Annotated in this window: 17 protein-coding genes; 14 read left to right on the top strand and 3 right to left on the bottom strand. The window is 63.8% G+C overall.

Annotated features, from left to right (window positions below; genetic code table 11):
- Positions 1-204: 204 nt before the first annotated feature.
- The 12 genes from rtcR to AC1DYC_RS27520 all read left to right on the top strand — a co-directional run bounded on the left by rtcR (position 205) and on the right by AC1DYC_RS27520 (position 14,469).
- On the top strand, positions 205-1,803 hold the full coding sequence (gene rtcR, locus AC1DYC_RS27575; protein WP_477410854.1) for an RNA repair transcriptional activator RtcR: 1,599 nt from the start codon (positions 205-207) through the stop codon (positions 1,801-1,803).
- A gap of 173 nt (positions 1,804-1,976) precedes the next feature.
- A complete protein-coding gene (locus AC1DYC_RS27570; protein ID WP_477410853.1) occupies positions 1,977-3,071 on the top strand; it encodes a transporter substrate-binding protein in 1,095 nt (364 codons plus the stop codon).
- Positions 3,068-3,682, top strand: a complete 615-nt coding sequence (locus AC1DYC_RS27565) for an ANTAR domain-containing response regulator (RefSeq protein ID WP_477308031.1) — start codon at positions 3,068-3,070, stop codon at positions 3,680-3,682. Before AC1DYC_RS27570 ends, AC1DYC_RS27565 begins: the two co-directional genes overlap by 4 nt.
- Positions 3,660-4,562, top strand: a complete 903-nt coding sequence (locus tag AC1DYC_RS27560) for an ABC transporter permease (RefSeq protein ID WP_477410852.1) — start codon at positions 3,660-3,662, stop codon at positions 4,560-4,562. Before AC1DYC_RS27565 ends, AC1DYC_RS27560 begins: the two co-directional genes overlap by 23 nt.
- Entirely contained in the window at positions 4,559-5,479 is a 921-nt protein-coding gene (locus tag AC1DYC_RS27555; RefSeq protein WP_477410851.1) for an ABC transporter permease, read from the top strand. The genes AC1DYC_RS27560 and AC1DYC_RS27555 overlap by 4 nt, the downstream gene beginning before the upstream one ends.
- 34 nt (positions 5,480-5,513) lie before the next feature.
- Positions 5,514-7,157, top strand: a complete 1,644-nt coding sequence (locus tag AC1DYC_RS27550; RefSeq protein WP_477410850.1) for an ABC transporter substrate-binding protein — start codon at positions 5,514-5,516, stop codon at positions 7,155-7,157.
- Positions 7,147-8,091: an acetamidase/formamidase family protein gene (locus AC1DYC_RS27545; protein ID WP_477410849.1), complete on the top strand. Its 945-nt coding sequence runs from the start codon at positions 7,147-7,149 to the stop codon at positions 8,089-8,091. The genes AC1DYC_RS27550 and AC1DYC_RS27545 overlap by 11 nt, the downstream gene beginning before the upstream one ends.
- A 211-nt stretch (positions 8,092-8,302) precedes the next feature.
- A complete protein-coding gene (locus AC1DYC_RS27540) occupies positions 8,303-10,069 on the top strand; it encodes an ABC transporter ATP-binding protein (protein WP_477410848.1) in 1,767 nt (588 codons plus the stop codon).
- Between the two features lie 360 nt (positions 10,070-10,429).
- Entirely contained in the window at positions 10,430-11,380 is a 951-nt protein-coding gene (locus AC1DYC_RS27535) for a hypothetical protein (RefSeq protein ID WP_477410847.1), read from the top strand.
- Positions 11,368-12,261 carry a ThiF family adenylyltransferase gene (locus tag AC1DYC_RS27530; RefSeq protein ID WP_477410846.1) on the top strand — a complete coding sequence of 298 codons (894 nt, stop codon included), beginning with the start codon at positions 11,368-11,370 and terminating at the stop codon, positions 12,259-12,261. Before AC1DYC_RS27535 ends, AC1DYC_RS27530 begins: the two co-directional genes overlap by 13 nt.
- Entirely contained in the window at positions 12,258-13,469 is a 1,212-nt protein-coding gene (locus tag AC1DYC_RS27525) for a hypothetical protein (protein WP_477410845.1), read from the top strand. The genes AC1DYC_RS27530 and AC1DYC_RS27525 overlap by 4 nt, the downstream gene beginning before the upstream one ends.
- A 1-nt stretch (position 13,470) precedes the next feature.
- The gene (locus AC1DYC_RS27520; RefSeq protein WP_477410844.1) at positions 13,471-14,469 is read left to right on the top strand and encodes a nitroreductase family protein; all 999 of its coding nucleotides are present in this window, start codon (positions 13,471-13,473) and stop codon (positions 14,467-14,469) included.
- Positions 14,470-14,536: 67 nt separating this feature from the next.
- Here the strand turns inward: AC1DYC_RS27520 and AC1DYC_RS27515 are convergent, their stop codons facing one another.
- The 3 genes from AC1DYC_RS27515 to AC1DYC_RS27505 form a co-directional block, all read right to left on the bottom strand.
- Positions 14,537-17,962, bottom strand: a complete 3,426-nt coding sequence (locus AC1DYC_RS27515; protein WP_477410843.1) for an acyl-[ACP]--phospholipid O-acyltransferase — start codon at positions 17,960-17,962, stop codon at positions 14,537-14,539.
- Positions 17,963-18,055: 93 nt separating this feature from the next.
- The gene (locus tag AC1DYC_RS27510) at positions 18,056-18,343 is read right to left on the bottom strand and encodes a YiaA/YiaB family inner membrane protein (RefSeq protein WP_023668598.1); all 288 of its coding nucleotides are present in this window, start codon (positions 18,341-18,343) and stop codon (positions 18,056-18,058) included.
- Positions 18,344-18,408: 65 nt separating this feature from the next.
- A complete protein-coding gene (locus AC1DYC_RS27505; RefSeq protein WP_477410842.1) occupies positions 18,409-19,095 on the bottom strand; it encodes a PspA/IM30 family protein in 687 nt (228 codons plus the stop codon).
- A gap of 108 nt (positions 19,096-19,203) precedes the next feature.
- On the opposite strand from AC1DYC_RS27505, the gene AC1DYC_RS27500 reads away from it, so the two are divergent.
- Complete coding sequence (locus tag AC1DYC_RS27500; protein WP_477410841.1) at positions 19,204-19,812, top strand: TetR/AcrR family transcriptional regulator; 609 nt, start codon at positions 19,204-19,206, stop codon at positions 19,810-19,812.
- Between the two features lie 103 nt (positions 19,813-19,915).
- On the top strand, positions 19,916-21,877 hold the full coding sequence (locus tag AC1DYC_RS27495; protein ID WP_477410840.1) for an acyltransferase family protein: 1,962 nt from the start codon (positions 19,916-19,918) through the stop codon (positions 21,875-21,877).
- Positions 21,878-21,890: the final 13 nt, after the last annotated feature.

Here is a 21,890-nt window from a genome sequence, read left to right as displayed (position 1 = left end):
TCCGATCCTTCATTTCACACCAGCAACATTGCAGAAGGCGTGCCAGTTTGAAGGATGTGCAGGCGGCGGCTCTTGATTTTTCTCATAAATTATTGATTTTATTACAAAATAAAAATCACCATCAAAACTTGTCGGCACTGGCTCTTCGCGAGGGAGTGCCTGTATAGTAATCCAAAAATCTCTGTTGTTATAACACAGGATAAAATGAAAAGACGCGTCGCGATAGGCATTCTGGGGACGACGCTCGATGCGGGGCGCACCGATGACCGCTGGAGGAAATGGCGGCCGACGGTTGCGTTGTGCCAACAGCAAGGGCTGTTCATCGACCGACTGGAACTCATTCACGGGTCTCAGTCCCGGCAGCTCGCCACGCAGGTCATCGCCGACATAGAACAGGTTTCGCCGGCGACCGAGGTCAGGACGCATCTGATCAGCATGCGCGACCCCTGGGATTTCTCCGAGGTCTATACCGGGCTGCGCGACTTCGCCCGCGCCTACACATTCGATCCCGAGAGGGAAGATTATCTCGTCAACATCACCACCGGCACGCATGTCGCGCAGATCTGCTGGTTCCTGCTCACCGAAGCCCACTTCATCCCGGCCCGGCTGCTGCAGCTTTCGCCGCGCAAGCAGGGCAGCGACGACGATGTTTCCGGCAGCCATTCGATCATCGATCTCGACCTGTCCCGCTACGACGCCATCGCCACCCGCTTCACGGCGGAGCGCGATGAGGCGACATCGTTCCTGAAATCAGGCATCGCCACCCGTAACCCTGCCTTCAACCAGATGATCGACCAGATCGAAAAGGTGACGATCCGCTCGCGGGCGCCGGTGCTGTTGACCGGCCCGACAGGCGCCGGCAAGTCGCAACTGGCCAGGCGCATCTATGAACTCAAGAAGGCGCAGCGCCAGGTCTCCGGCGCCTTCATCGAGGTCAATTGCGCGACGCTGCGCGGCGACCAGGCGATGTCGACGCTGTTCGGCCACGTCAAGGGCGCCTTCACCGGCGCTCAGAACGAGCGCGCCGGGCTGATGAAATCGGCCAACAAGGGTGTGCTGTTCCTCGACGAGATCGGCGAGCTTGGCCCCGACGAGCAGGCCATGTGCCTGAGGGCCATCGAGGAAAAGCGCTTCCTGCCGGTCGGCGCCGACCAGGATGTCATGTCGGACTTCCAGCTTCTTGCCGGCACCAATCGCGATCTGGCGATCGGCGTCAAGGAAGGCAAATTCCGCGAGGATCTGTTCGCGCGGCTGAACCTGTGGACCTTCCAGTTGCCGGCGTTGCGCGATCGTAAGGAAGACATCGAGCCGAACCTCGACTTCGAGCTGCGCCGCTTCAGCGAGCGCGAGGGCCAGAACGTTACCTTCAACAAGGAGGCGCGCGACCTCTATCTGAAATTCGCCATGGCGCCGGAGGCGATGTGGCGCGCGAACTTCCGCGATCTCTCGGCTTCGGTCACCCGCATGGCGACGCTGGCGCCGCTCGGACGTATCGACGAGGAGACCGTGCGCGACGAGATGGAGCGGCTCGGCGCCTTGTGGCGAAGCGGCGAGGTAGGTGACCGCGAGGCCATCTTGCTGGAAATCCTTGGTTCTGAGCTGCGGGACCAGATCGACATATTCGACCGGGCGCAGCTGGCCACCGTGCTCGAGGTTTGCCGCGACAGCAATTCGATCAGCGCCGCCGGCCGCAAACTCTTTGCCGTCTCCCGGCTGCAAAAGACCAGCGGCAACGACGCCGACCGGCTGCGCAAATATCTCATGCGCTTCGACCTCAGCTTCGAGGACATCGGCCGCAAATGATGGGCTTCGTGCGCGGTGCGATCGCTGTGGCACCCACTTTCCCGCTTGACTGACCAGCCGGAGCGAATACGCTAGCGCAAAATACCGGCTTTGGTCGCCGGGCGGCAAATATGCCTCGTATGCCTCGCCCTTGCGGCGCTGGCTGCGGGGCATTGTCATTTCTGGGGTTCTGTTTGAAACGGCGTATCGAGATCGGCATCCTCTATTCGCGCTCGGGCAGCTACCAGCTGGTCTCCGATGCGTGCCGGATGGGCGCCATGCGCGCCATTGCCGACATCAACGCGGACCGAGGCTCAGGCATCGAGCTGGTGCCGGTCGAGCGCGATCCGCAAAGCAATGCGGACCGCTACGCGACGCTGTGCGAGGACATTTTCAGGACCAGCAGCGCCCGTCACGTCGTCGGCTGCGTCACCTCGTGGAGCCGCAAGGAAACGATACCGGTGCTGGAGAAGGCAGGCGGCATGCTCTGGTACGCCTGCCCTTATGAAGGTTTTGAGGCCAACGAGCATGTCGTCTACATGCACGCCTGCCCCAACCAGCATCTGGTGCCGCTGATGGCGCATGTCGTGCCGCGCTTCGGCGCCAACGGCTTCCTGCTCGGATCGAACTATATCTGGGGCTGGGAGATGAACCGCGTGGCGCGCGACCTGATCGCGGATGCCGGCGGCAAGGTGCTGGGCGAGCGCTATCTGCGCATCGGCGAGACCGATGTGTCGCGCCTGATCGCGGAGATCCGGGCGACGCGGCCGAGCTTTATCCTCAACAATCTGATCGGGACTTCGTCCTACGCCTTCCTGGCGGCGTATCGCGATCTGGGAGACGAGGACCCGGCCTTCCGGCCGGAAAACTGCCCCGTTATTTCCTGTAATCTCACCGAGGGCGAACTGCCGGCGATCGGCGAGACAGGGAAGGGGCATTTGTCGGTCGGGCCGTATTTCGCGCCGCGTCCGGCCGCCTTCGCCTCGTCCTTCGAGGCCTCCGCCTATGCCTCGGTGCAGGTGATGGCCGACGTGCTGTCGCACGACGCAGACGCCGGCCCGGCGGAATTCTCCAAAGCCTTCGCCGAGCGGCGCTTTTCGACCCGGCTCGGGCCGATCGCCATCGACGCCCACTCCCAGCACGCGACGCTGCCGGTGATCATCGGACGGATCGCCGACGGTTTCTTCGAGGTCGTCAGCCGCGAGGACGAGGTCGCGCCGGATCCCTATCTGTCGCGCTACGACCCTGCCAAAACGTTCGGCCGTCCGCGTCTGAGGGTGGTGTCGTGACCAGGACACGCATCCCCAATCTCGGTGGCGCCAGGGCCTTCATCCTGCATCGCCCGCACCCGACGGTGCAGGCGATCACAAGGCAATTGTCGGCCATCGGCCTGATCACGGTCGACTGCTGGCCGGAACTGTCGCCGGAAGTGCTCGCTGCCGATTTCGTATTCTTCGACGCCGATCTCGGCTTTGACGAGCAATTTCCGTGGAAGGCCGGCGAAGCGCCGATGCCGCTTGTGGCGCTGATTGGCTCGGAGGCACCGGGCCGTATCGAATGGGCACTGTCGCACAAGGCCGATGCGCAGCTTTTGAAGCCGGTCGGCAATGCCGGCGTCTACAGCGCACTGCTGATCGCCAGGCAGAGTTTCGAGGCGCGAAAACATTTAGCCGGCGAGATCGCCTCGCTGCGCCAGCGCGTCGCCGAGCGCCAGACCATCGTGCGGGCGGTGGCAGCGCTGTCGAAAGGCTCGGATGACGAGCGCGCCTATGCGCAGCTGCGCTCGTTGGCGATGAGCTGGCAGATCAGCGTCGAGGATGCGGCGCGCCGGATCGTGGCAATGACGGATGAGGAAACAACGGGTGAGGAAGGCGGCGATGACCAGTCCCATCGCGCCTGATTTCCCTGTGCGCATGCCGGCCAAGCCACGCGCCGGCGTCTGGCGCCGGCTGGTCAAGCGCCGCCTGGCGCTGCTCGGCCTGGTCATCGTCGCCATCGTCGTCGCCGGCGCCATCCTGGCGCCATGGCTGACCGGCTACGATCCCAACGAGCAGATGTTCGACGGCCTGACCATAGAGGGCTCGCCGCTGCCGCCGAGCGCCCAGTATTGGCTCGGCACCGACCTGCTCGGCCGCGACCTGTTGACCCGCATCCTGTACGGCGCGCGCACCTCGCTGATCATCGGCATCGTCGCCAATGGCGTGGCGCTTCTGATCGGCACGCTGGTCGGCGTCACTGCCGGTTATTTCCGCGGCTGGGTCGGCAGCGCGCTGATGCGCTTCACCGATCTGATGATGGCCTTCCCGGCGCTACTGCTCGCCATCTGCCTGGCAGCAGTGTTCCAGCCGAGCCTGTGGATCGTCGCGATGGTCATCGCGCTGGTCAACTGGGTGCAGACCGCGCGCGTCATCTACACCGAGACCTCTTCGCTGGCCGAGCGCGAGTTCATCGATGCCGAACGCACCATCGGCGCCGGCGCGCCGCGCATCCTGTTTCGCCACATCCTGCCGCATCTGCTGCCGACCATCATCGTCTGGGGCACGCTCGGCATCTCCACCACGGTGCTGCTCGAGGCGACGTTGTCGTTTCTCGGCATTGGCGTGCAACCGCCGACGGCGTCGTGGGGTAACATCATCTTCGAGAACCAGACGTACTTCCAGGCCGCACCCTGGCTGGTGTTCTTCCCTGGAGCCGCGATCCTGGCGCTGGCGCTGGCCTTCAACCTGATCGGCGATGCGCTGCGCGACATCCTCGATCCGACGCAAAGGGGCCGGGCATGATCGCCTATCTCGGCCGCCGGCTGATCCAGTCGCTGCTCATCCTGCTCGGCGTCTCGCTGATCACCTTCGCGTTGCTCTATCTGCTGCCCGCTGATCCAGTGCGGCAGATCGCCGGCCGCAGCGCCACGCCGCAGACGGTGGAAAACATCCGCCAGCAACTCGGCCTCGACCAGCCTTTCGTCGTCCAGTACTGGCACTATCTGACGAAGCTCGTCAGCGGCGATCTCGGCCGCTCCTACATCCAGCGCTCGGAGGTCACGGAGCTTATCGTCTCGCGGCTGCCGGCCAGCCTGCTCCTTATGGTCGGCGCGATCTTGTGCGAGCTTCTGATCGGGCTCTCCATGGGCCTGATCGCCGCCGTCAAGCGCGGCACCGCCACCGAACAGACGCTGATGGTCGCCTCCTTCGTCGGCGTATCGGCGCCGCAATTCGTCGTCGGGCTTTTGCTGCTCTACGTCTTTGCGGTGCGGCTGAGCTGGTTTCCGATCGGCGGTTATGGCACCTGGCGCCATCTGGTGCTGCCATCGCTGACCATGGGCATACTCGGTGCTGGCTGGTATGCGCGCATGATGCGCTCGTCGATGATCGACGTGCTGCGCCAGGATTATGTCCGCACCGCGCGCGCCAAGGGGCTAGCGCGCAGCGCCATCATTTTCCGCCACGCTTTGCCCAACGCCATTTTGCCGGTCATCGCCATGATCGGCATCGACATCGGCATCTTCATGGGCGGCATTGTCGTCGTCGAAAGCGTGTTCGGCTGGCCCGGCATCGGCCAACTGGCCTGGCAGGCGATCCAGCGCGTCGACATTCCGATCATCATGGGCGTCACGCTGGTGTCGGCCTTCGCCATCGTGCTCGGCAATCTCCTCGCCGACATCATCGCGCCGTTCATCGACCCCCGTATCAAGCTCAGATGAAAATGAAAAACAAACAGAGAAAGGGAACATAACAATGAAAAAGTTTCTCACCTCAACAGTCGCGGCATCGGCATTGGCGCTGATGCTCGGCATGGCAAGCGCCCGCGCCGAGGACGCCGTCGACCCAAACGCCAAGCAGGGCGGCGAGATTGTCGCCACATACAAGGATGACGTCACGACGCTCGACCCGGCGATCGGCTATGATTGGCAGAACTGGTCGATGATCAAGAGCCTGTTCGACGGGCTGATGGATTACGAGCCGGGCACGACCAACCTCAAGCCCGACCTCGCGGAAAGCTACGAGATTTCGCCAGACGGGCAGACCTTCACCTTCAAGCTGCGCCATGGCGTGAAGTTCCACAATGGCCGCGAGATGACGGCCGACGATGTGAAATATTCGCTCGACCGCGTCACCAATCCGAAGACGCAGAGCCCGGGCGCCGGCTTCTTCGGCTCGATCAAGGGCTATGACGATGTCGCCGCCGGCAAGGCCGAAGGCCTGTCGGGCGTCACTGTCGTCGACCCCTTCACCGTCAAGTTCGAGCTGACTCGTCCCGACGCCACCTTCCTGCATGTCATGGCCATCAACTTCGCCCATGTCGTGCCGAAGGAGGAGGTCGAGAAATATGGCGCCGATTTCGGCAAGCATCCGGTGGGTACCGGCGCCTTCAAGCTGGCGGAATGGACGCTCGGACAGCGCATCGTCTTCGAGCGCAACCCGGATTACTGGCACAAGGGCCTGCCACATCTCGACAAGATCACTTTCGAGGTTGGCCAGGAGCCGATCGTGGCGCTGCTGCGCCTGCAGAAGGGCGAGATCGACCTGGCTCTCGACGGCATTCCGCCGGCCAAGTTCCAGGAGGTGATGTCCGATCCAGAGCAAAAGTCGCACGTCATCGAGGGCGGCCAGTTGCACACCGGCTACATCACCATGAACACCACAATGGCGCCGTTCGACAATGTGAAGGTGCGCCAGGCCGTCAACATGGCGATCAACAAGGCGCGCATCGTCCAGATTATCAACAATCGGGCGGTGCCGGCCAACCAGCCGCTGCCGCCGTCGATGCCCGGCTACGACAAGGAATTCAAGGGCTATCCCTATGACGTCGCCAAAGCCAAGGCGCTGCTGGCCGAGGCCGGCCATCCCGATGGCTTCGACACGCAATTGTTCGCCATGAACACCGATCCCAATCCGCGCATTGCCCAGGCGATCCAGCAGGATCTGGCGGCGATCGGAATCAAGGCTAGTATCCAGGCGCTGGCACAGGCCAATGTCATTGCCGCTGGCGGTGACAAGGCCGGCGCGCCGATGATCTGGTCCGGCGGCATGGGTTGGATCGCCGACTTCCCCGACCCGTCGAATTTCTACGGACCTATCCTAGGCTGTGCCGGTGCTGTGCCCGGCGGCTGGAACTGGTCGTGGTACTGCAACAAGGATCTCGACGCCAAGGCGGCGGAAGCCGACTCGATGACCGATCCGGCGAAGTCTGCAGAGCGCAACAAGATGTGGAGCGGGATCTACGACAAGATCATGGAGGACGCACCTTGGGCGCCGGTGTTCAATGAGCAGCGCTTCACCATTAGATCCGCGCGCATGGGCGGCGCCGACAATCTCTATGTCGATCCGGTCCATGTCTTCATCAACTACGACAATGTGTACGTAAAAGATGTGCAATAGCTGCGACTACACCATCCACGGGCGCCATCACCATTTCGGCTGGGACAATTCCTTTGCCCCGGCCGAGCGGGTGGCGCCCGGCTCGACCATCGAGTTCCAGTGCCTCGATGCCGCCGGCGGCCAGTTGAACGCCGACAGCACGGTTGCCGACGTCGCCAAGCTCGACTTCGAAAGGGTCAACCCGGTGACCGGGCCGATCTTCGTCGAGGGTGCGGAGCCTGGTGACGCGCTGAAGGTGACGATCGAAATGTTCAAACCGTCCGGCTTCGGCTGGACGGCGAACATTCCCGGTTTCGGCCTGCTTGCCGACGATTTTACAGAGCCGGCGCTGAACATCTGGAAATACGATGCCGCCACGCTCGACCCGGCGCTGTTCGGCAAAAATGCGCGCGTGCCGCTGAAGCCTTTCGCCGGCACCATCGGCAACGCCCCGGCCGAGATGGGGCTTCACTCGGTGGTGCCGCCACGGCGTGTCGGCGGCAATCTCGACATACGCGATCTCGCCGCCGGCACGACGCTCTATCTGCCGGTGGAAGTGGCCGGTGCGCTGTTTTCGGTTGGTGATACGCACGCCGCTCAAGGTGACGGCGAGGTCTGCGGCACGGCGATCGAAAGCCCGATGGACGTCGTGCTCAAGCTCGACCTGGTCAAGGACGCCAGGCTGAAGATGCCACGCTTCACCACATCGGGTCCGGTGACGCGCCATCTCGACGCCAAGGGCTATGAGGTGACGACCGGCATCGGACCGGATTTGATGACCGGGGCCAAGGAGGCGGTGGCGCAGATGGTCGATCTGTTGGCCGGGCGCTACAAGATCGACCCGGTCGAGGCGTATATGCTGGCTTCGGTGTGCGGCGACCTGCGCATCAGCGAGATCGTCGACATGCCGAACTGGGTGGTGTCGTTCTACTTCCCGCGTTGCGTGTTTGAATGAGGTTGGGTCAGCGCCAAGACACCCCCCTCTGCCCTGCCGGGCATCTCCCCCTCAAGGGGGGAGATTGGCAGTTTGGTCGTCCCGCCTTTTTTCAAACGGTGGCGATTGGCGAAGGCCGGGGTGAAATCCAATCTCCCCACTTGAGGGGGAGATGGCCGGCAGGCCAGAGGGGGGTGCGACGGAATAAATCCCTCGCAGGATCGCGCCTGCGATGACCAGCGAAACAAAACCCGTCCTCGACATCGCCAACCTCTCCGTCAGCGTGCGCGGCGATGAGGGTGAGCGCGAGGTCGTCTCCAACCTGTCGCTGGCGCTGGCGCGCGGCGAGACGCTGTGCATTGCCGGAGAATCCGGTTCCGGCAAATCGATGACCGCGCTGGCGATCATGCAACTCTTACCGCAGCCGGCCGCGCGCATATCCTCAGGCGCAATCCGTCTTGGTGACACCGACCTGGCGACACTCGACGAACGCCAGATGCGTCGCATCCGCGGCGACCGCATCGCCATGATCTTTCAGGAGCCGATGACCTCGCTCAATCCGGTCTTGTCGATCGGCCGTCAGCTCACCGAATCTATCGAGGCGCACACCAGCCTTTCGCAGGCCGAAGCCCGCCAGCGCGCGATCGAGGCGCTGAAGGCGGTGCGTATCTCAGAAGCCGAAAGCCGGCTAAGGCAGTTTCCGCACGAGCTCTCCGGCGGCATGCGCCAACGGGTGATGATCGCCATGGCGCTGGCGCTCGAGCCCGACGTGCTGATCGCCGACGAGCCGACGACGGCGCTCGACGTGACCGTGCAAGGCGAGGTGCTGGAGCTGTTGCGCGACCTGCAGCGCGAGCATGGCACCAGCGTCATCCTGATTACCCACGACATGGGCGTGGTCGCCGAAATGGCCGACCGCGTCATCATCATGCGGCATGGCCGCATGGTCGAGGAGGGAAAGACCGCCGATATCTTTGCCCGGCCGGAGGCCGATTATACGCGCGAACTGCTGGCCGCCGTGCCGCGCATCGGCAGCGGGGTCGGGCGCCAGAAATCAAGGGATACGGCCGAGCTTTCGAAGCCGGCCAACGTCGCCGAGGTAAACGACCTGCATGTCCGCTTCGATCTGCGCGGCGGTGTCTTTGGCCAGGTCACCCGCCGCGTTCATGCCGTCGAGGGCGTCAGCTTCTCGATCTCGCCCAACGAGACGCTGGCGCTGGTCGGCGAGTCCGGTTGCGGCAAGTCGACCACGGCAAAGGCGCTGGCAGGGCTGGTGCCGTACAGCGGCGACATCGTCATCGGTGGGCGCAATCTGTCGGGGCTCGGCCGAGACGAGCGCAAGGCGGTGCGCCGCGACGTGCAGATGATTTTTCAGGATCCGTTCGCCTCGCTCGATCCGCGCATGCGCGTCGGCGATCTCGTTGCCGAGCCGCTGGTGATCCATGGCATCGCCTCGAAGGACGAGCGCCGCGACCGCGTCGCGGTGCTGTTCGAGCGCGTTGGCCTGTCGGCCGACCAGATGGAGCTCTATCCGCACGAATTCTCCGGCGGCCAGCGCCAGCGCGTCTGCATTGCGCGGGCTCTCGCCTTGCGGCCAAAACTGATCATTGCCGATGAAAGCGTGTCGGCGCTCGATGTCTCGGTGCAGGCGCGCGTGCTCGACCTTTTGAAGGAATTGCAGCGCGAATTCGGCGTCGCCTATCTCTTCATCTCGCACGACATGGCAGTGGTCGAAAACATCTCCGACCGCGTCGCTGTCATGTATCTCGGCCAGATCGTCGAGATGGGCACGCGCGACCAGGTGTTCTCCAGCCCGCGGCATCCCTACACCAGGCGGCTGATCGACGCCGTGCCGGTGCCCGATCCGGCGCAGCGCAGGAGCCGGTTTGCTAGGCTCGACCAGGAGATACCGAGCGCCACGCGCAGGATCGGCGAGGCGCCGCTGAAGCTCGCCTTGAACGATGTCGGCGGCGGGCATCTCGTTGCTGCCGAGGGCTGAGGCCGGTTCGGCGGCTCAGCCGTGTTCGACGACCCTATGCCAGGGCGATGCGGCAGAATTTTCCGCTCCACCGGTTGTACCCGTTTGGTGGCGACTTCGCGTTTCATCAGCGCCGTGGGGGTCGACTGTTCGCCAGCAACATTGATCAGAAATCGGCCGACTGACCGGCAGCAAACGCGGGTGCCAAGCGCCGCAGTTCTTGCAGCGGCCGAAAGTATGCCGCCATCGGAATGCCGGCATTGCAGCTATTCTTTTACCTTGTTCAGATCAACCAGGCGTTGTCGTCTTCGGGTTTACCGCACCTTAGGCCGATGACGGCCATGGTACGCTAGGCGTTAGGGCCCAAGGGGACAATAAATCTTGCTCAAGGCGGTTCTGCAGCTGCTGCCGGGTCGGTTCATGGATGTGCGCATGCGCGTGTCCGACGGCTACGAGACGCGCGTCGTGGAGCGGCCCGGGCGCTGGATGAAGGCGGCCGAACTGGAGCAGCTGAGCAGCGATCTGCGGCTGGTGGCGTCGAAGACGCTGAAGGCCGGCAGCCTGACCTATGGCGTGTTTTCCGGCGATCGAAGCCGGCTGGAACATTCCATCATCACCATTGTCTACCGCCGCAGCGACGGGCGGCCGATCGCCTTCAACGCGCTGGCGCTGATGGACATCTCGCTGGCCGGCAAGCCCTATGAGGTATTGCATCTCGGGCTGGTCATGATCGATCCGGACGAGCGCAGCCGGGGTCTCAGCTGGGTCCTCTACGGCCTGACCTGCTTCCTGATGTTCCTGCGCAATCAGCTCAGGCCGATCTGGATCTCCAACGTCACCCAGGTTCCCGCCGTCGTCGGCATGGTCGCCGAAGCCTTCACCAATGTGTTTCCGGGACCGCATGCCGGCGCGCGGCGCTCGCTGACTCACGTGCTGCTTGCGCGACAGATCATGGCACGCCATCGCCATGTCTTCGGCGTCGGCCCCGAAGCCGGTTTCGACGAAGAGCGCTTCGTCATCACCAATGCCTATACGGGCGGCTCGGACGATCTGAAGAAAACGTTCGACGAGGCGGCCAAGCACCGCGACGAGGCCTTTAACGAGTTCTGTCAGAAAGAGCTCGATTACGGGCGCGGCGATGACGTGCTGCAGATCGGCCAGATGAGTTTCCAGGCGGCTCGCACCTATCTTGCCGACGCGGTGCCGCGCGGTTCGCTTGCCGCCCTTGCCGTGGCGGGCGCCGCCGCCACGCTGCAGCGGCTCATCCTGCCGGTGGTTCACTGGGCGGACTCCAGCCGCCAATGGAATGTGCTGAGACCATGGACACGCTGATGCCGCCGTTCACCTATGAGGAGTTCACGACCCGCAACATCGGGTTCGTGACGCAAGCCCAGCAGGCCAGGCTGCGGGACGCGACGGTGTTTGTCTGCGGCACCGGCGGCATGGGCGGCGCCTGCATCATGGCGCTGGCGCGCGCCGGCGTCGGCCGGCTGATCATCGCCGATCTCGACACGTTCGCCATCTCCAATCTCAACCGCCAGGTCTTCGCCTTCACGGGCACGGTCGGCCGTGAGAAGGCGGAGGCGACGCGCGACCTCTGCCTGACCATCAACCCGCAAATGCAGATCGAGGTGCACGGCAAGGATTGGCCTGAACATGCCACGTCAGCGATCCGCGACAGCGCCGTCGTCGTCAACGGCACCGACGATCTCGGGGCGTCGCTGCTGCTGTACCGAACAGCGCGGGAGCTCGGCCGCACTGTTATTGACGCCTATGCCTCACCGCTGCCCTCGGTCTATGTGACCAAGGCCGGTGATCCGATGCCGGAGGAGCGCCTGGGTTACCCCACGCCCGGCACGGCCTGGAATGCGATCACGCCGGAGCAGCGCGCCACCGCCTTCCTGCGCGAGGCCGAATATGTCGTGCTCAACTCCTCGTCGCGCCACCATGTCGACCTCGCCATGGCCGGCGAGGTGGCGGCAGGCAAGCGCAGCCGCATGTCGTTTGCGCCGATGGTCGTCACAACCGGCATGCTGATGGCCTATGAGGTCGTTGCCGGCATCCTCGGCAACCCGCACGGGGCCGACTGCCGTGGCTGGTTCTTCAATCCTTACAAGGGCCGAGTCGAGCGGCCGCGCAACGCGCTGGTCGCGGCCCTCCTGCGCCCGCTGGTGCGTCGTTTCATGCTCAAGCTGATGGCAGCGGAGCCATGAGTTTCGACGACACGCTCGTCGCCGACACCATCACCTCGCTGGCGGCGCTGGCCGGGCTGCTGATCGTGATCTCGATCGTCGGCGGCCGCGACACTGGCGATCCGCTGTCGCGGCGCTTCCTGTTTGGGCTGCGGGTCTTGGCGGTGCTGCTCGCCTGCCGCATCCTCGACTGGATCACCAGTCTCGCCCTCTTCCGCTTCGTCACCATCGCCGCGGCGGGCCTGCTGCCGCTGGCAGCACTTCTGCTGACCGAAGGCCTGCTGCGCCGGCATGCGCCGTTTGCGCTCAAATTCTTCGCCGCCGGCGGTGCCGTGCTGTTCGTCCTGCTGGCGCTGATCCCGGAACGCTTTGCCGAGCCATGGCGGATGGCGATCCTTCTGGCCTTCCAGTTCGGTGGTTTTCTCGCCATCGGCTGGCTGGTGATGACGCGCGACCGTGACAGCCTGTCGGCGGCCGAAAACCGCACGGTCGAGCGCATGGCGCTGTCGCTGCTGCTGATCCTTCCGTTCATGGTCACCGACTACCGGCCCGGCCTGTTCGAAGTGCCGGTGCGGCTCGGCGGCATCGCCATCCTGTTCCTGTGCTGGCTGACGATCGGGCTTGGGCGCGCCAGCCTCGGCCATCGCGATACGATCGGCGCCTTCGCCGTTGTCGCGCTGAGCTCGGTGTTTGCCGGGCTGGCGCTGGGCGGCATCGACGATCTCGGCTGGCGCGGCAGCGTACAGGGCGTGGTGATCGTGCTTTCGGCGACGCTGCTCGCCGTCATTTACAATGACAGCGTCAGCCTGACCGCAGAGAAGCGCCGCGACTCGTTGCTGAAGCATATGGCGGAGGGCGATCTGACCGATTCGGCGCGTTTTTTGCGCGGCCTGCAGCACCATATCCTAGTCGACGGCGCCCTGATCCTGCCGGCGGCCGACCTCGGCGATTTCGACCTCAAGGTGCTGGCGCGGGCCCTGGAACAGGAGCCGGTGCGCTCGGTCGCCGATGTGAAGCTGGATGCGCCGGTCGACCAGGACATACGCGAGCAACTGGCCTGGCTGTTCGAGAAATACGAGGCGACGCACGTGCTTCTGGCGACGCTCGAGCCCCTGACGGTGGTGGCGCTCAACATGCCGGCGCTGGCTTCGTCGCCGGGACTGGAGATGGAGCTGCGCGCCGTCCAGCGGATGGCGATGCTGATCTCGCAGCGGGAGGCGAAGCTGTAGGATGGACAATGCCTTGCTTTCCCGCATCGTCGCCACCGCCAATCTGGCGCCCTCGGTGCACAACACGCAGCCGGCGCGTTGGCATGCGGCGAGCGACGGTTCCGTTCTCGTCATGGCGGAACTGGCGCGGCATCTGTCAGCCGGCGATCCTTCCCGCCGCGATATGGGCGTCTCCTGCGGCGCTGCCGTCGAAGGCACGGTGATGGCGCTCAATGACGCCGGCATCGGTGTGGCGACGGTCGAGGATCTCTGGGCGGTGAACGACACGGTGGCCTTTCCCGGCTTCCGGCTGGCCGCGCGGATCGTTCCCGGCAAAGCGGCGCAATCGTCGCCGCTGAACAGCCACGCCAGCAATCGCTTCACCTGGCGGTCGCATTTCAAGCCGGCAGCTGCGGACGCCAGCCAGGCGCTGCAAGCCTGGGCTAAGGAGGCCGAGGATGTGACGCTGGCGCATGCGCCTCAAGACATCGCCATGCTGGCGGCGTTGGCCGACGATGCCGGCATGGTCTTCCTGCGCGACCGCGCCTTTCGCCGCGAGCTGGTCGGCTGGATGCGGCTGGCGCGTTCGCATCCGCGCTATGACACGGACGGCCTCAATCTCGATGCGCTGCGCATGAGTGCGCTGGAAGGGTTCGGCGCAAAGGTCGTTCTCGGCACCGGCCTGTTCGAGGCCATCGACACGCTGGGGCTGGGCAAGGCGCTGACCGGCGAAAAGGCTAAAACGCTGTCGTCGACGGCCATCGCCCTGTTCCACCGGCCGCGCGAGGAGTCGCCGGTCGAGTCAGGCCGCGCCTTCTATCGGTTTTGGCTGAACCTGACCCGGCTCGGTTTCGCGGCCTGGCCGATAGCGGCGGTGGCCGACCATGCGGACAGCGCCGAGATGTGCGGCCGGCATTTCGCCATTCCGCCGGAGCGGCGGCTGATCAACGTGCTGCGCGCCGGCGTTGCTGCAGCAGTTCCGAAACGGGCGCGGCTGCCGGTGAAACTGGTCATCGCTTAAATACAAAGACGTAATCAAAAAAGGCCGGCGTCGAGCGCCGGCCTTTTTGCGTCTATCGAGATGCCGATCAGGCGGCCTTGGTCTTCAAGGCTTCTTCGTCTCGGACCATCTTGGTGACGGCGGCGAAGTCGAGCTTGCCGGAGCCGAGCACCGGCACTTTTGAGACGACCCGCACCTCGGCCGGCACCATCAAATCCATGGCGCCATTGGCCTTGGCGAAAGCCAGGAAATCCGCGCGGGTCGCGCCGGGTGCCTCGGTGATGAGGATCAGCTTTTCGCCCTTGCGCGCGTCCGGCACGGTGGCGACCGCCGACAGCGCGCCTTTCCACAATTCGCCGGCCAGCGCTTCGACAGCGGCCAGCGAGATCATCTCACCGCCGATCTTGGCAAAGCGCTTGGCGCGGCCGCGAATGGTGATGAAGCCGCCCTCGTCGATGGCGACGACGTCGCCCGTATCATGCCAGCCGTCTTCGAGCGGCTCGAGCACGCCGGGCTTCTCGGCCCGGAGATAGCCGGCCATGACGTTCGGTCCGCGCACGAACAGCCGTCCGCCATCGTCGACGCCGGGCACGGGATCGAGGCGGTATTCCATGCCGGGCATGATCTTGCCGACGGTTCCGGAGCGGTTGTACATCGGCGTGTTTATGGAGATCACCGGCGCTGTTTCGGTGACGCCGTAGCCCTCAAGTATGCGCACGCCGAACTTCTCCATATAGGTCATGCGCGTCGCGGCCTTGACCGGTTCTGCGCCGGCAAAACAATAGCGGATCGAGCGGAAGTCGTAGGGGTGCGCGGTGCGCGCATAGCCTGAGAGGAACGTATCGGTGCCGAAGATGATCGTCGCGTTCGAGCCGTAGATCAGTTCGGGCACGAGGCGGTAGTGCAGCGGTGAGGGGTAGAAATAGACCGGCACGCCCGAGATCAGCGGCAGTACGGTGCCCGCCGTCATGCCGAAGGAATGGAAGATCGGCAGCACGTTGAAGACCTTGTCGCCCGAGTGGAAGTCGATGCGCGACGCCGCCTGGGCGGCATTGGCCAGGATGTTGCGGTGGGTCAGCACCACGCCCTTGGGCGTGCCTTCCGAACCCGAGGTGAACAGGATCACCGCAGGATCGTCGGGCTTGCGCTTGGCGCGCGGCGTCGACTTGCGCAGCAGGCCGAGCAGCTTTTCCCTAAGGCTGATGGTCTTCCTGAGATCGTCAAGCCAGACGATGTTGACCGAACGGCCGAGTTCCTCGACGACAGTGCCGAGCTTAGCCTGTTCGACGAAGGCGCGGGACGTGAGCACGGTCCGAACTTCGGCCGCCTTGCAGGCCGACAGGATGTTGGCCGCACCCGCGGTGAAGTTCATCATCGCCGGCACCTTGCCGGCCGACATGACGCCGAGCAGGGCGGCGCAGGCGCCGTTGGCGTTGGGCAGCATGACGCCCAGCGTCTGCTGGTCGGCATAGGTGTTCTGGAACTTCTCGCCGAGCACGGCGGCCGCCGTCAAAAGCTTGCCGTAGCTGAGCGAGCCGGTGACCGGATCCTCGACGGCGAGCTGTTTCATGCCGCGTTCGTTGGCTGTCTGGATGATCTTTTCCAGCACGGTCTTGTCGATGTCCTGGGTGCGGAAGACGAGATCCGACATCACCTGGTAGAGGGCAGACCCCGCCGCAGCGCGGCGTTTGCGGCCCTTCAGCTCCTGCGGCACTTCGAGCTTGACCGGCTCCAGAATGGTCACCTTGACCTTCGGGAACAGGCGGCGGCGCACATGCTGCGAGCTCAGCCGCGAAAAATAGGTCTTCTCCAGCCCGTCGATGCGCACCGGCACCACCATCGAGCCGGTCTTGTCGGCGACCATGGCGGCGCCGTCATAGACCTTCATCAGGCCGCCGGTGACAGTGATGCGGCCCTCGGGGAAGATGACCAGCGGGTCGCCACCCTGCACGACCTTGATCAGCGTGCGGGTGGACATCGGCTTGGCCGGATTGAGCGGCAAAGCGCGGGCAAGCTTCATGAACGGCTTCATCCACCAGGCCTGGGCGATAAAATAGTCGATGGCGAAGACCGGCTCTTCGTCGGTCAGCGTCAGCGCCAGCGGACCGTCGAGGAAGCTGACATGGTTGAGCGCGAGGATCGGCGCCTTGCCGGCGGCCTTGAGGTTGTCCATGCCCTCGACCTCCAGGCGCAGGAAGGCGCGAAACAGGATGGAGACGAAATCGCGGAAGGGATTGGTCGGCAGGGATTTCAGCATCAGCCAGGCGGCAATGGCGTTGGCCGCGGCGAGGCCGAACAGAATGCCGCCGGTGGAGACTTTCGTCTGGATCACGGCGACAACAACACCGCCGACCGTCATGAAGCCGGCATTGACGATGCTGACGGCGGCGACGACGCGGGCGCGGCGCGCCTCGGGCGACCAGGCCTGCACGGCGGCGAAGGTCGGCACCACCAGGAAGGCGGCTGCAATGGCCATGCCGGCAAGGTCGATGGCGACGCGGATCGTGTTCGGGCCGGCGAAGAATGCGCCAAGGGTTTCGGCCGCCGGCGAAGGCGTCATACTGGAGATGGTCCAGGCGAGATGCAGGCCGAACAGCGCCAGCAGCGCCGTGCCGACCGGCGCCGGCAGAAGCACGATGCGGCCCTGCGACATCCAGGCGGCGATGGCCGAACCGATGGCGATCGAGACGGCGAAGACGGCGAGATAGACGGTGACAGCCATCTCGTTGCCGCCGAGCGAATCCTTGATCAGCGTCGGCAGGATCGACAGCACGATGGCGCCGATCAGCCAGAACCACGAGGTCATCAGGCCGGCGCGCCAGATGCGCATGTCGGTGCGCAACTCGGCGACCTGGCGCCAGGTCGAGCGGAAGATGTTCTTGTCGATGACGAGGTCGGGCGCCGCCGAACCGGTGGATGGGATGTAGCGGCTGACGAGCCAGCAGCCGACGGCAAGCGCCATCATGATTGGTCCGAACACCGTGACACCGATGCCGTCGGCAGAAACGACGCCGCCGGCAATGGTGCCGCCGAGGATGGCGGCAAAGGTGGCGGATTCGATCCAGGCGTTGGCCTTGGGCAGTTCCTTGCGCTCGAGGTGATCGGGCAGGATGCCGTATTTGATCGGCCCGAACAGCGCCGAGATGATGCCGAACATCAACAGCGCCACCATCAGAACGGGAATGGACGACAGCGCGATGCCGACGACGGAGACGCCCGCGGCGGCGATCTCGGCGAATTTCAGTCGCTTGGCGATGAGGGCCTTGTCGAAGCGGTCGGCGATCTCGCCGCCAAGCGCGGACAGAAGCAGGAAGGGGGCCATGAAGACGGCGCCGGCGAGCGTGACCAGAGACGCCGCCTGGTCCGCCGCCAGCGTGAACAGAATAAGGAACACCAGGGTGTTCTTCAGGAAATTGTCGTTGAAGGCGGACAGAAACTGCGTCCAGAACAAAGGCGCAAAGCGCCGGGACGTCATCAGATGAGCTGTGGGACGATTGATCGGAGCGATTTCCATAGCGGCGACTTCCATTGGGCAAGACCGTTGAAAATCCTGGCTGGATTGATCAGCGGTCTTGCGCGGTTTGATCCTTGTTTAGCGGGAACCCGATTACACTTCGTTACTGCGGCTGACTTCCATCAGCAACTTCTCGGTCTTGGCGTCTTCCAGCCGGTTGATGAAGCGGCTTGCTTCTTCCGAGTCGCGCAGCGTCTTGGTGATGGTGATCGAGGTGTGCACGAGCATGATGGCGGCCATGGCATAAAACCCCTTGGCGGCGAAGCTCGCCTCCATGAAGTAGATGCCGCCGGCCATCATCGTGGCGGCAACGGCGAAACTGGCCATGGTGAAGGTCTTCCAGGCGCTTGAATCCTTGGGCGAATAGGTGTTCGGGGTCATCGGTATAATCCTTCCGTTTCAGGGTTAGGTTGGTTGGGCGGGGGTCTGTTTCAGGCTGGATACAATCAGGCCGGCTTGGTCATGGTCTTCGTAAGCCGTTCGAGCACGGCGTCGGCGCTGGTTCTGAGCGGCGCACCGCAGCCTGCGGCCGCAAGCTTTTCTGAGACCGCGGCCGGATCGCCCGACTGCTCCATCTCGGCCATGGCGGCTGCCGTGGCGTCGATCTGCTTTTGCCGTGTGCGCAGGCGCAGCAGCGTCTCCTCGGCGTCCTTGAGCGCCGACAGGCTGGAGCCCGGGGCGCTTTCGCGCAGGCGCTGGGTCGAGTCGACGGCGGCTACGATGCGCTGGCCGCGCTGCAATTCACGCAGGCGCATTTCAGAGACGCGAATAATCCGCTTCAGCCGCTCGATCTCGGTGCCGAAGCTTTTCTGCGCCTCGCTGGAGGCGTCGCGTTCGGCTTCCAGCATGGCGATGGTTTCGGCGGCTTCGCGGGCCAGTTCATTCTGGCCCTGCTCGATCGCAGCGATGGTGCGCTTCTCCAGGTCGTCGATGCGGACGACCAGCTTCTTGAACTGCACGACTTCCTGTTCGTTCTGGGCGATGGCAATGGCGACAGCCCGGCGGGCGGCGGCGATGGCATCGGCACAATCGCGGATTTGCTGGCGCAGGATCACCAGCGCGTTGCGGTCGACGACCGTCTCGGCGGCTTCGTAGCAGCGGCCACGGACGAGAGCAAAAAACTGTTTCAACATTCCCGTTTCTCCTCTATGAACGTTGTTCACGAATGCAACGTAACACATCGTGAACAGCGTTCAAGAGAAAAATGAACGGCGTTCATAAATTTCGGATAAGGAAGGTTAATGTCGGCAAAACGGGACGCCAAACGCGAGGATCTCAGGAGCAGGCTGATCGAGGCCGCGCAGGCGCGCATTCAATCCTCGGGGCTCGCCGGCCTGCGCGCACGCGACATCACGGCCGATGCCGGCTGCGCGCTGGGTGCGCTCTATACCGCCTTCGCCGACCTCGACGAGCTCATCCTGCACGTCAATTCGATCACGCTGGCGCGGCTGGGGGCGGCCCTGGAACAGGAGGAGACGGGCGCCGCCGAGCCGAGAGCCAGGCTGAAGGCGCTGGCCAAAGCCTATCTCGGCTTCGCGCGCGACAACCGCATGGCGTGGAAGGCGCTGTTCGAGCACCGCATGGCGCCTGGCGTGCCGGTGCCCGAATGGCATCTGGCCGAACATGCGGTGCTGATCCAGCATCTGGTCGAACCGCTTGCCCAGTTGCTGCCAACGTCGGGATCGCACGATCTGCTGGCCCGCGCACGCACCCTGTTCTCCGCTGTCCACGGCATCGTCGCCATCTCGCTCGAGGACCGGTTCATCGGCCTCGCGCCCACCGACCTCGAAAGCGAGCTGCTGGGTTTCGTCGACACGCTGGTGAGCGGGCTGAAGGCACAAAGAGAATGAGCTGCTGCGATCGGCTCTTGCCTCACTGCTCTCTGCCCTTATGAAGATCTCGGGCGGAACGGCCTGTTGATTCAGGCCGGCTGAAACGTGTTGGGGATATCAGGTGACAATCGATCAGCAACGTCGGCTTCGGCCCGAGATACAAGGGCTGCGCGGACTGGCCGTCACGCTGGTCGTCATCTATCATCTGTGGCCGGATGTGCTGCCTGGCGGATATGTCGGCGTCGACGTCTTTTTCGTCATCTCGGGTTATCTGATCACAGGCTTGCTGGCGCAGATGGCGCTGCGCGACGGTCGGATTTCACTGATCGAATTCTATTCGCGACGGGTGCGACGGTTGTTGCCGGCGGCGACCCTGGTGCTGTTGGTGGCGCTGCTCGGCACGGTGCTTTTCATCTCAAAGGCGCGCTGGGAGGAAATAGGCAACCAAATCCTGGCGAGCGCTCTCTATGTCGAGAACTGGCGGCTGGCGGCGGTCGCCGTCAGCTATCTCGAGGCTGACACCTTGCCAAGCCCGGTGCAACATTACTGGTCGCTCTCCATCGAGGAGCAGTTCTACATCGTCTGGCCGTTGGTCATGATCGGCGTGACCTGGCTGTCGCGTCGCCGTGACCTTCCGCTGAGGGCCTGCTTGATCGGAGCGTTGTCGCTCATTTTCGTCGCGTCGCTGATTGCCTCCGTCGTCTTGACGGCGACGGACCCTGCCCAGGCCTATTTCGTCAGCCACACCCGCCTGTGGGAATTGGCGCTGGGTGGTCTGCTGGTGCTCTGCGAACATCGGTTTCGACTGGTGGTATTCGTTAGACAGTGGCTGGCGATAGCCGGCATCGTGGGCATCCTTGCGTCCGCCTTGTTGTTTTCCGCAACAACGCCATTTCCCGGCGCCAGCGCGCTGCTGCCAACCCTGGCCACCGTGCTCGTCATCATGGCAGGCGAGGTCCAAGCCGGCTGGTTTCGCGGGCTTGATCCGTGGCCACTCCGTTTCATCGGCGATCGCTCGTACTCGATCTATCTCTGGCATTGGCCGCTGATCACTATCTTCCTGGCGCAGGGTTATTCGCTGACCCCTGCCAGTGGTTTCGGCCTGATCGCGGTGACCCTGGTCCTATCGGACCTGTCCTATCGGTATGTCGAACAGCGCTATCGGCAAGCCCGAACCGCTGTATGGTGGAAGCCGCTGGGATACGGCACCGCGGCGGTTCTCACATGCGTGATCGCATCGGGCAGTCTGCTGCTTTTTCTGAAGACAGAACGCATCGACACCGCGCTGATCGGTACGCCTTCCTACCCCGGACCCGCCTCTCTCGTCTCCGGCGCCGCGGTTCCGGACGGGGTGGACCTTCTCCCACCGCTGGCCCGGCTCAGACGAGACGTGCCGGTTGTGTACGTATCGAAGTGTCATCAGGAGGAAAGCTCGGAGCCCAAAGGGTGCACTCTCGGCGATCCGGCGGGTGCGAAAACCATTGTCCTGGTCGGAGATTCTCATGCGGCCCAGTGGGTGCCGGCCCTGGACAGGATCGCCAAGGACCGCAACTTCAAACTGGTTAGCTTTACAAAATCCGCCTGCCCGTTCAGCCGCGTAGCCATCATGGCGGATGGCAAACCCAACGTCTTATGCGCGCAGTGGCATGAAAAGGTGCTCGCCGAGATCCTCAAGCTGAAACCGGATGTGATCTTCACCAGCCAATCCAATTACGGATCGATTCCGCAAGACAAGATGATCGAGGGGCTGCGAAGTCTCTGGAGCAGGCTGACGGACGCTGGCTCTCAAGTCGTCGCCATCCGCAACACGCCCTATATGAAATTCGACCCAGGCGATTGCCTGAGTTCGACGCCAACGAAATGCGTCACCAAGCTGAGCGACGTTGAGCGGAGCAACGTGTTGACGCTGGCTGCGGAGGGACAGAAAAATGTACGCGCCATCGACATGGTCGACACCATTTGCGGACCGCAACTATGTCCGGCAGTTGTCGGCAACATCATTGTCTGGCGTGACAATCATCATCTGACGGCCGGCTATTCGCTTGCCCTGGCCCCATATCTCGCATCCAGGGCGGGGCTTTGACGAGATTGTCGAC

Source organism: Mesorhizobium sp. P2_E7, from assembly GCF_056403855.1.
This window is presented reverse-complemented; position numbering and strand designations above follow the sequence as displayed.

Coding starts and splice junctions, on each gene's coding strand:
- rtcR (WP_477410854.1), top strand. CDS start 205: ATGAAAAGACGCGTCGCGATAGGCATTCTGGGGACGACGCTCGATGCG.
- AC1DYC_RS27550 (WP_477410850.1), top strand. CDS start 5,514: ATGAAAAAGTTTCTCACCTCAACAGTCGCGGCATCGGCATTGGCGCTG.
- AC1DYC_RS27505 (WP_477410842.1), bottom strand. CDS start 19,095: ATGTTGAAACAGTTTTTTGCTCTCGTCCGTGGCCGCTGCTACGAAGCC.
- AC1DYC_RS27510 (WP_023668598.1), bottom strand. CDS start 18,343: ATGACCCCGAACACCTATTCGCCCAAGGATTCAAGCGCCTGGAAGACC.
- AC1DYC_RS27545 (WP_477410849.1), top strand. CDS start 7,147: ATGTGCAATAGCTGCGACTACACCATCCACGGGCGCCATCACCATTTC.
- AC1DYC_RS27560 (WP_477410852.1), top strand. CDS start 3,660: ATGACCAGTCCCATCGCGCCTGATTTCCCTGTGCGCATGCCGGCCAAG.
- AC1DYC_RS27525 (WP_477410845.1), top strand. CDS start 12,258: ATGAGTTTCGACGACACGCTCGTCGCCGACACCATCACCTCGCTGGCG.
- AC1DYC_RS27540 (WP_477410848.1), top strand. CDS start 8,303: ATGACCAGCGAAACAAAACCCGTCCTCGACATCGCCAACCTCTCCGTC.
- AC1DYC_RS27530 (WP_477410846.1), top strand. CDS start 11,368: ATGGACACGCTGATGCCGCCGTTCACCTATGAGGAGTTCACGACCCGC.
- AC1DYC_RS27555 (WP_477410851.1), top strand. CDS start 4,559: ATGATCGCCTATCTCGGCCGCCGGCTGATCCAGTCGCTGCTCATCCTG.
- AC1DYC_RS27515 (WP_477410843.1), bottom strand. CDS start 17,962: ATGGAAATCGCTCCGATCAATCGTCCCACAGCTCATCTGATGACGTCC.
- AC1DYC_RS27520 (WP_477410844.1), top strand. CDS start 13,471: ATGGACAATGCCTTGCTTTCCCGCATCGTCGCCACCGCCAATCTGGCG.
- AC1DYC_RS27500 (WP_477410841.1), top strand. CDS start 19,204: ATGTCGGCAAAACGGGACGCCAAACGCGAGGATCTCAGGAGCAGGCTG.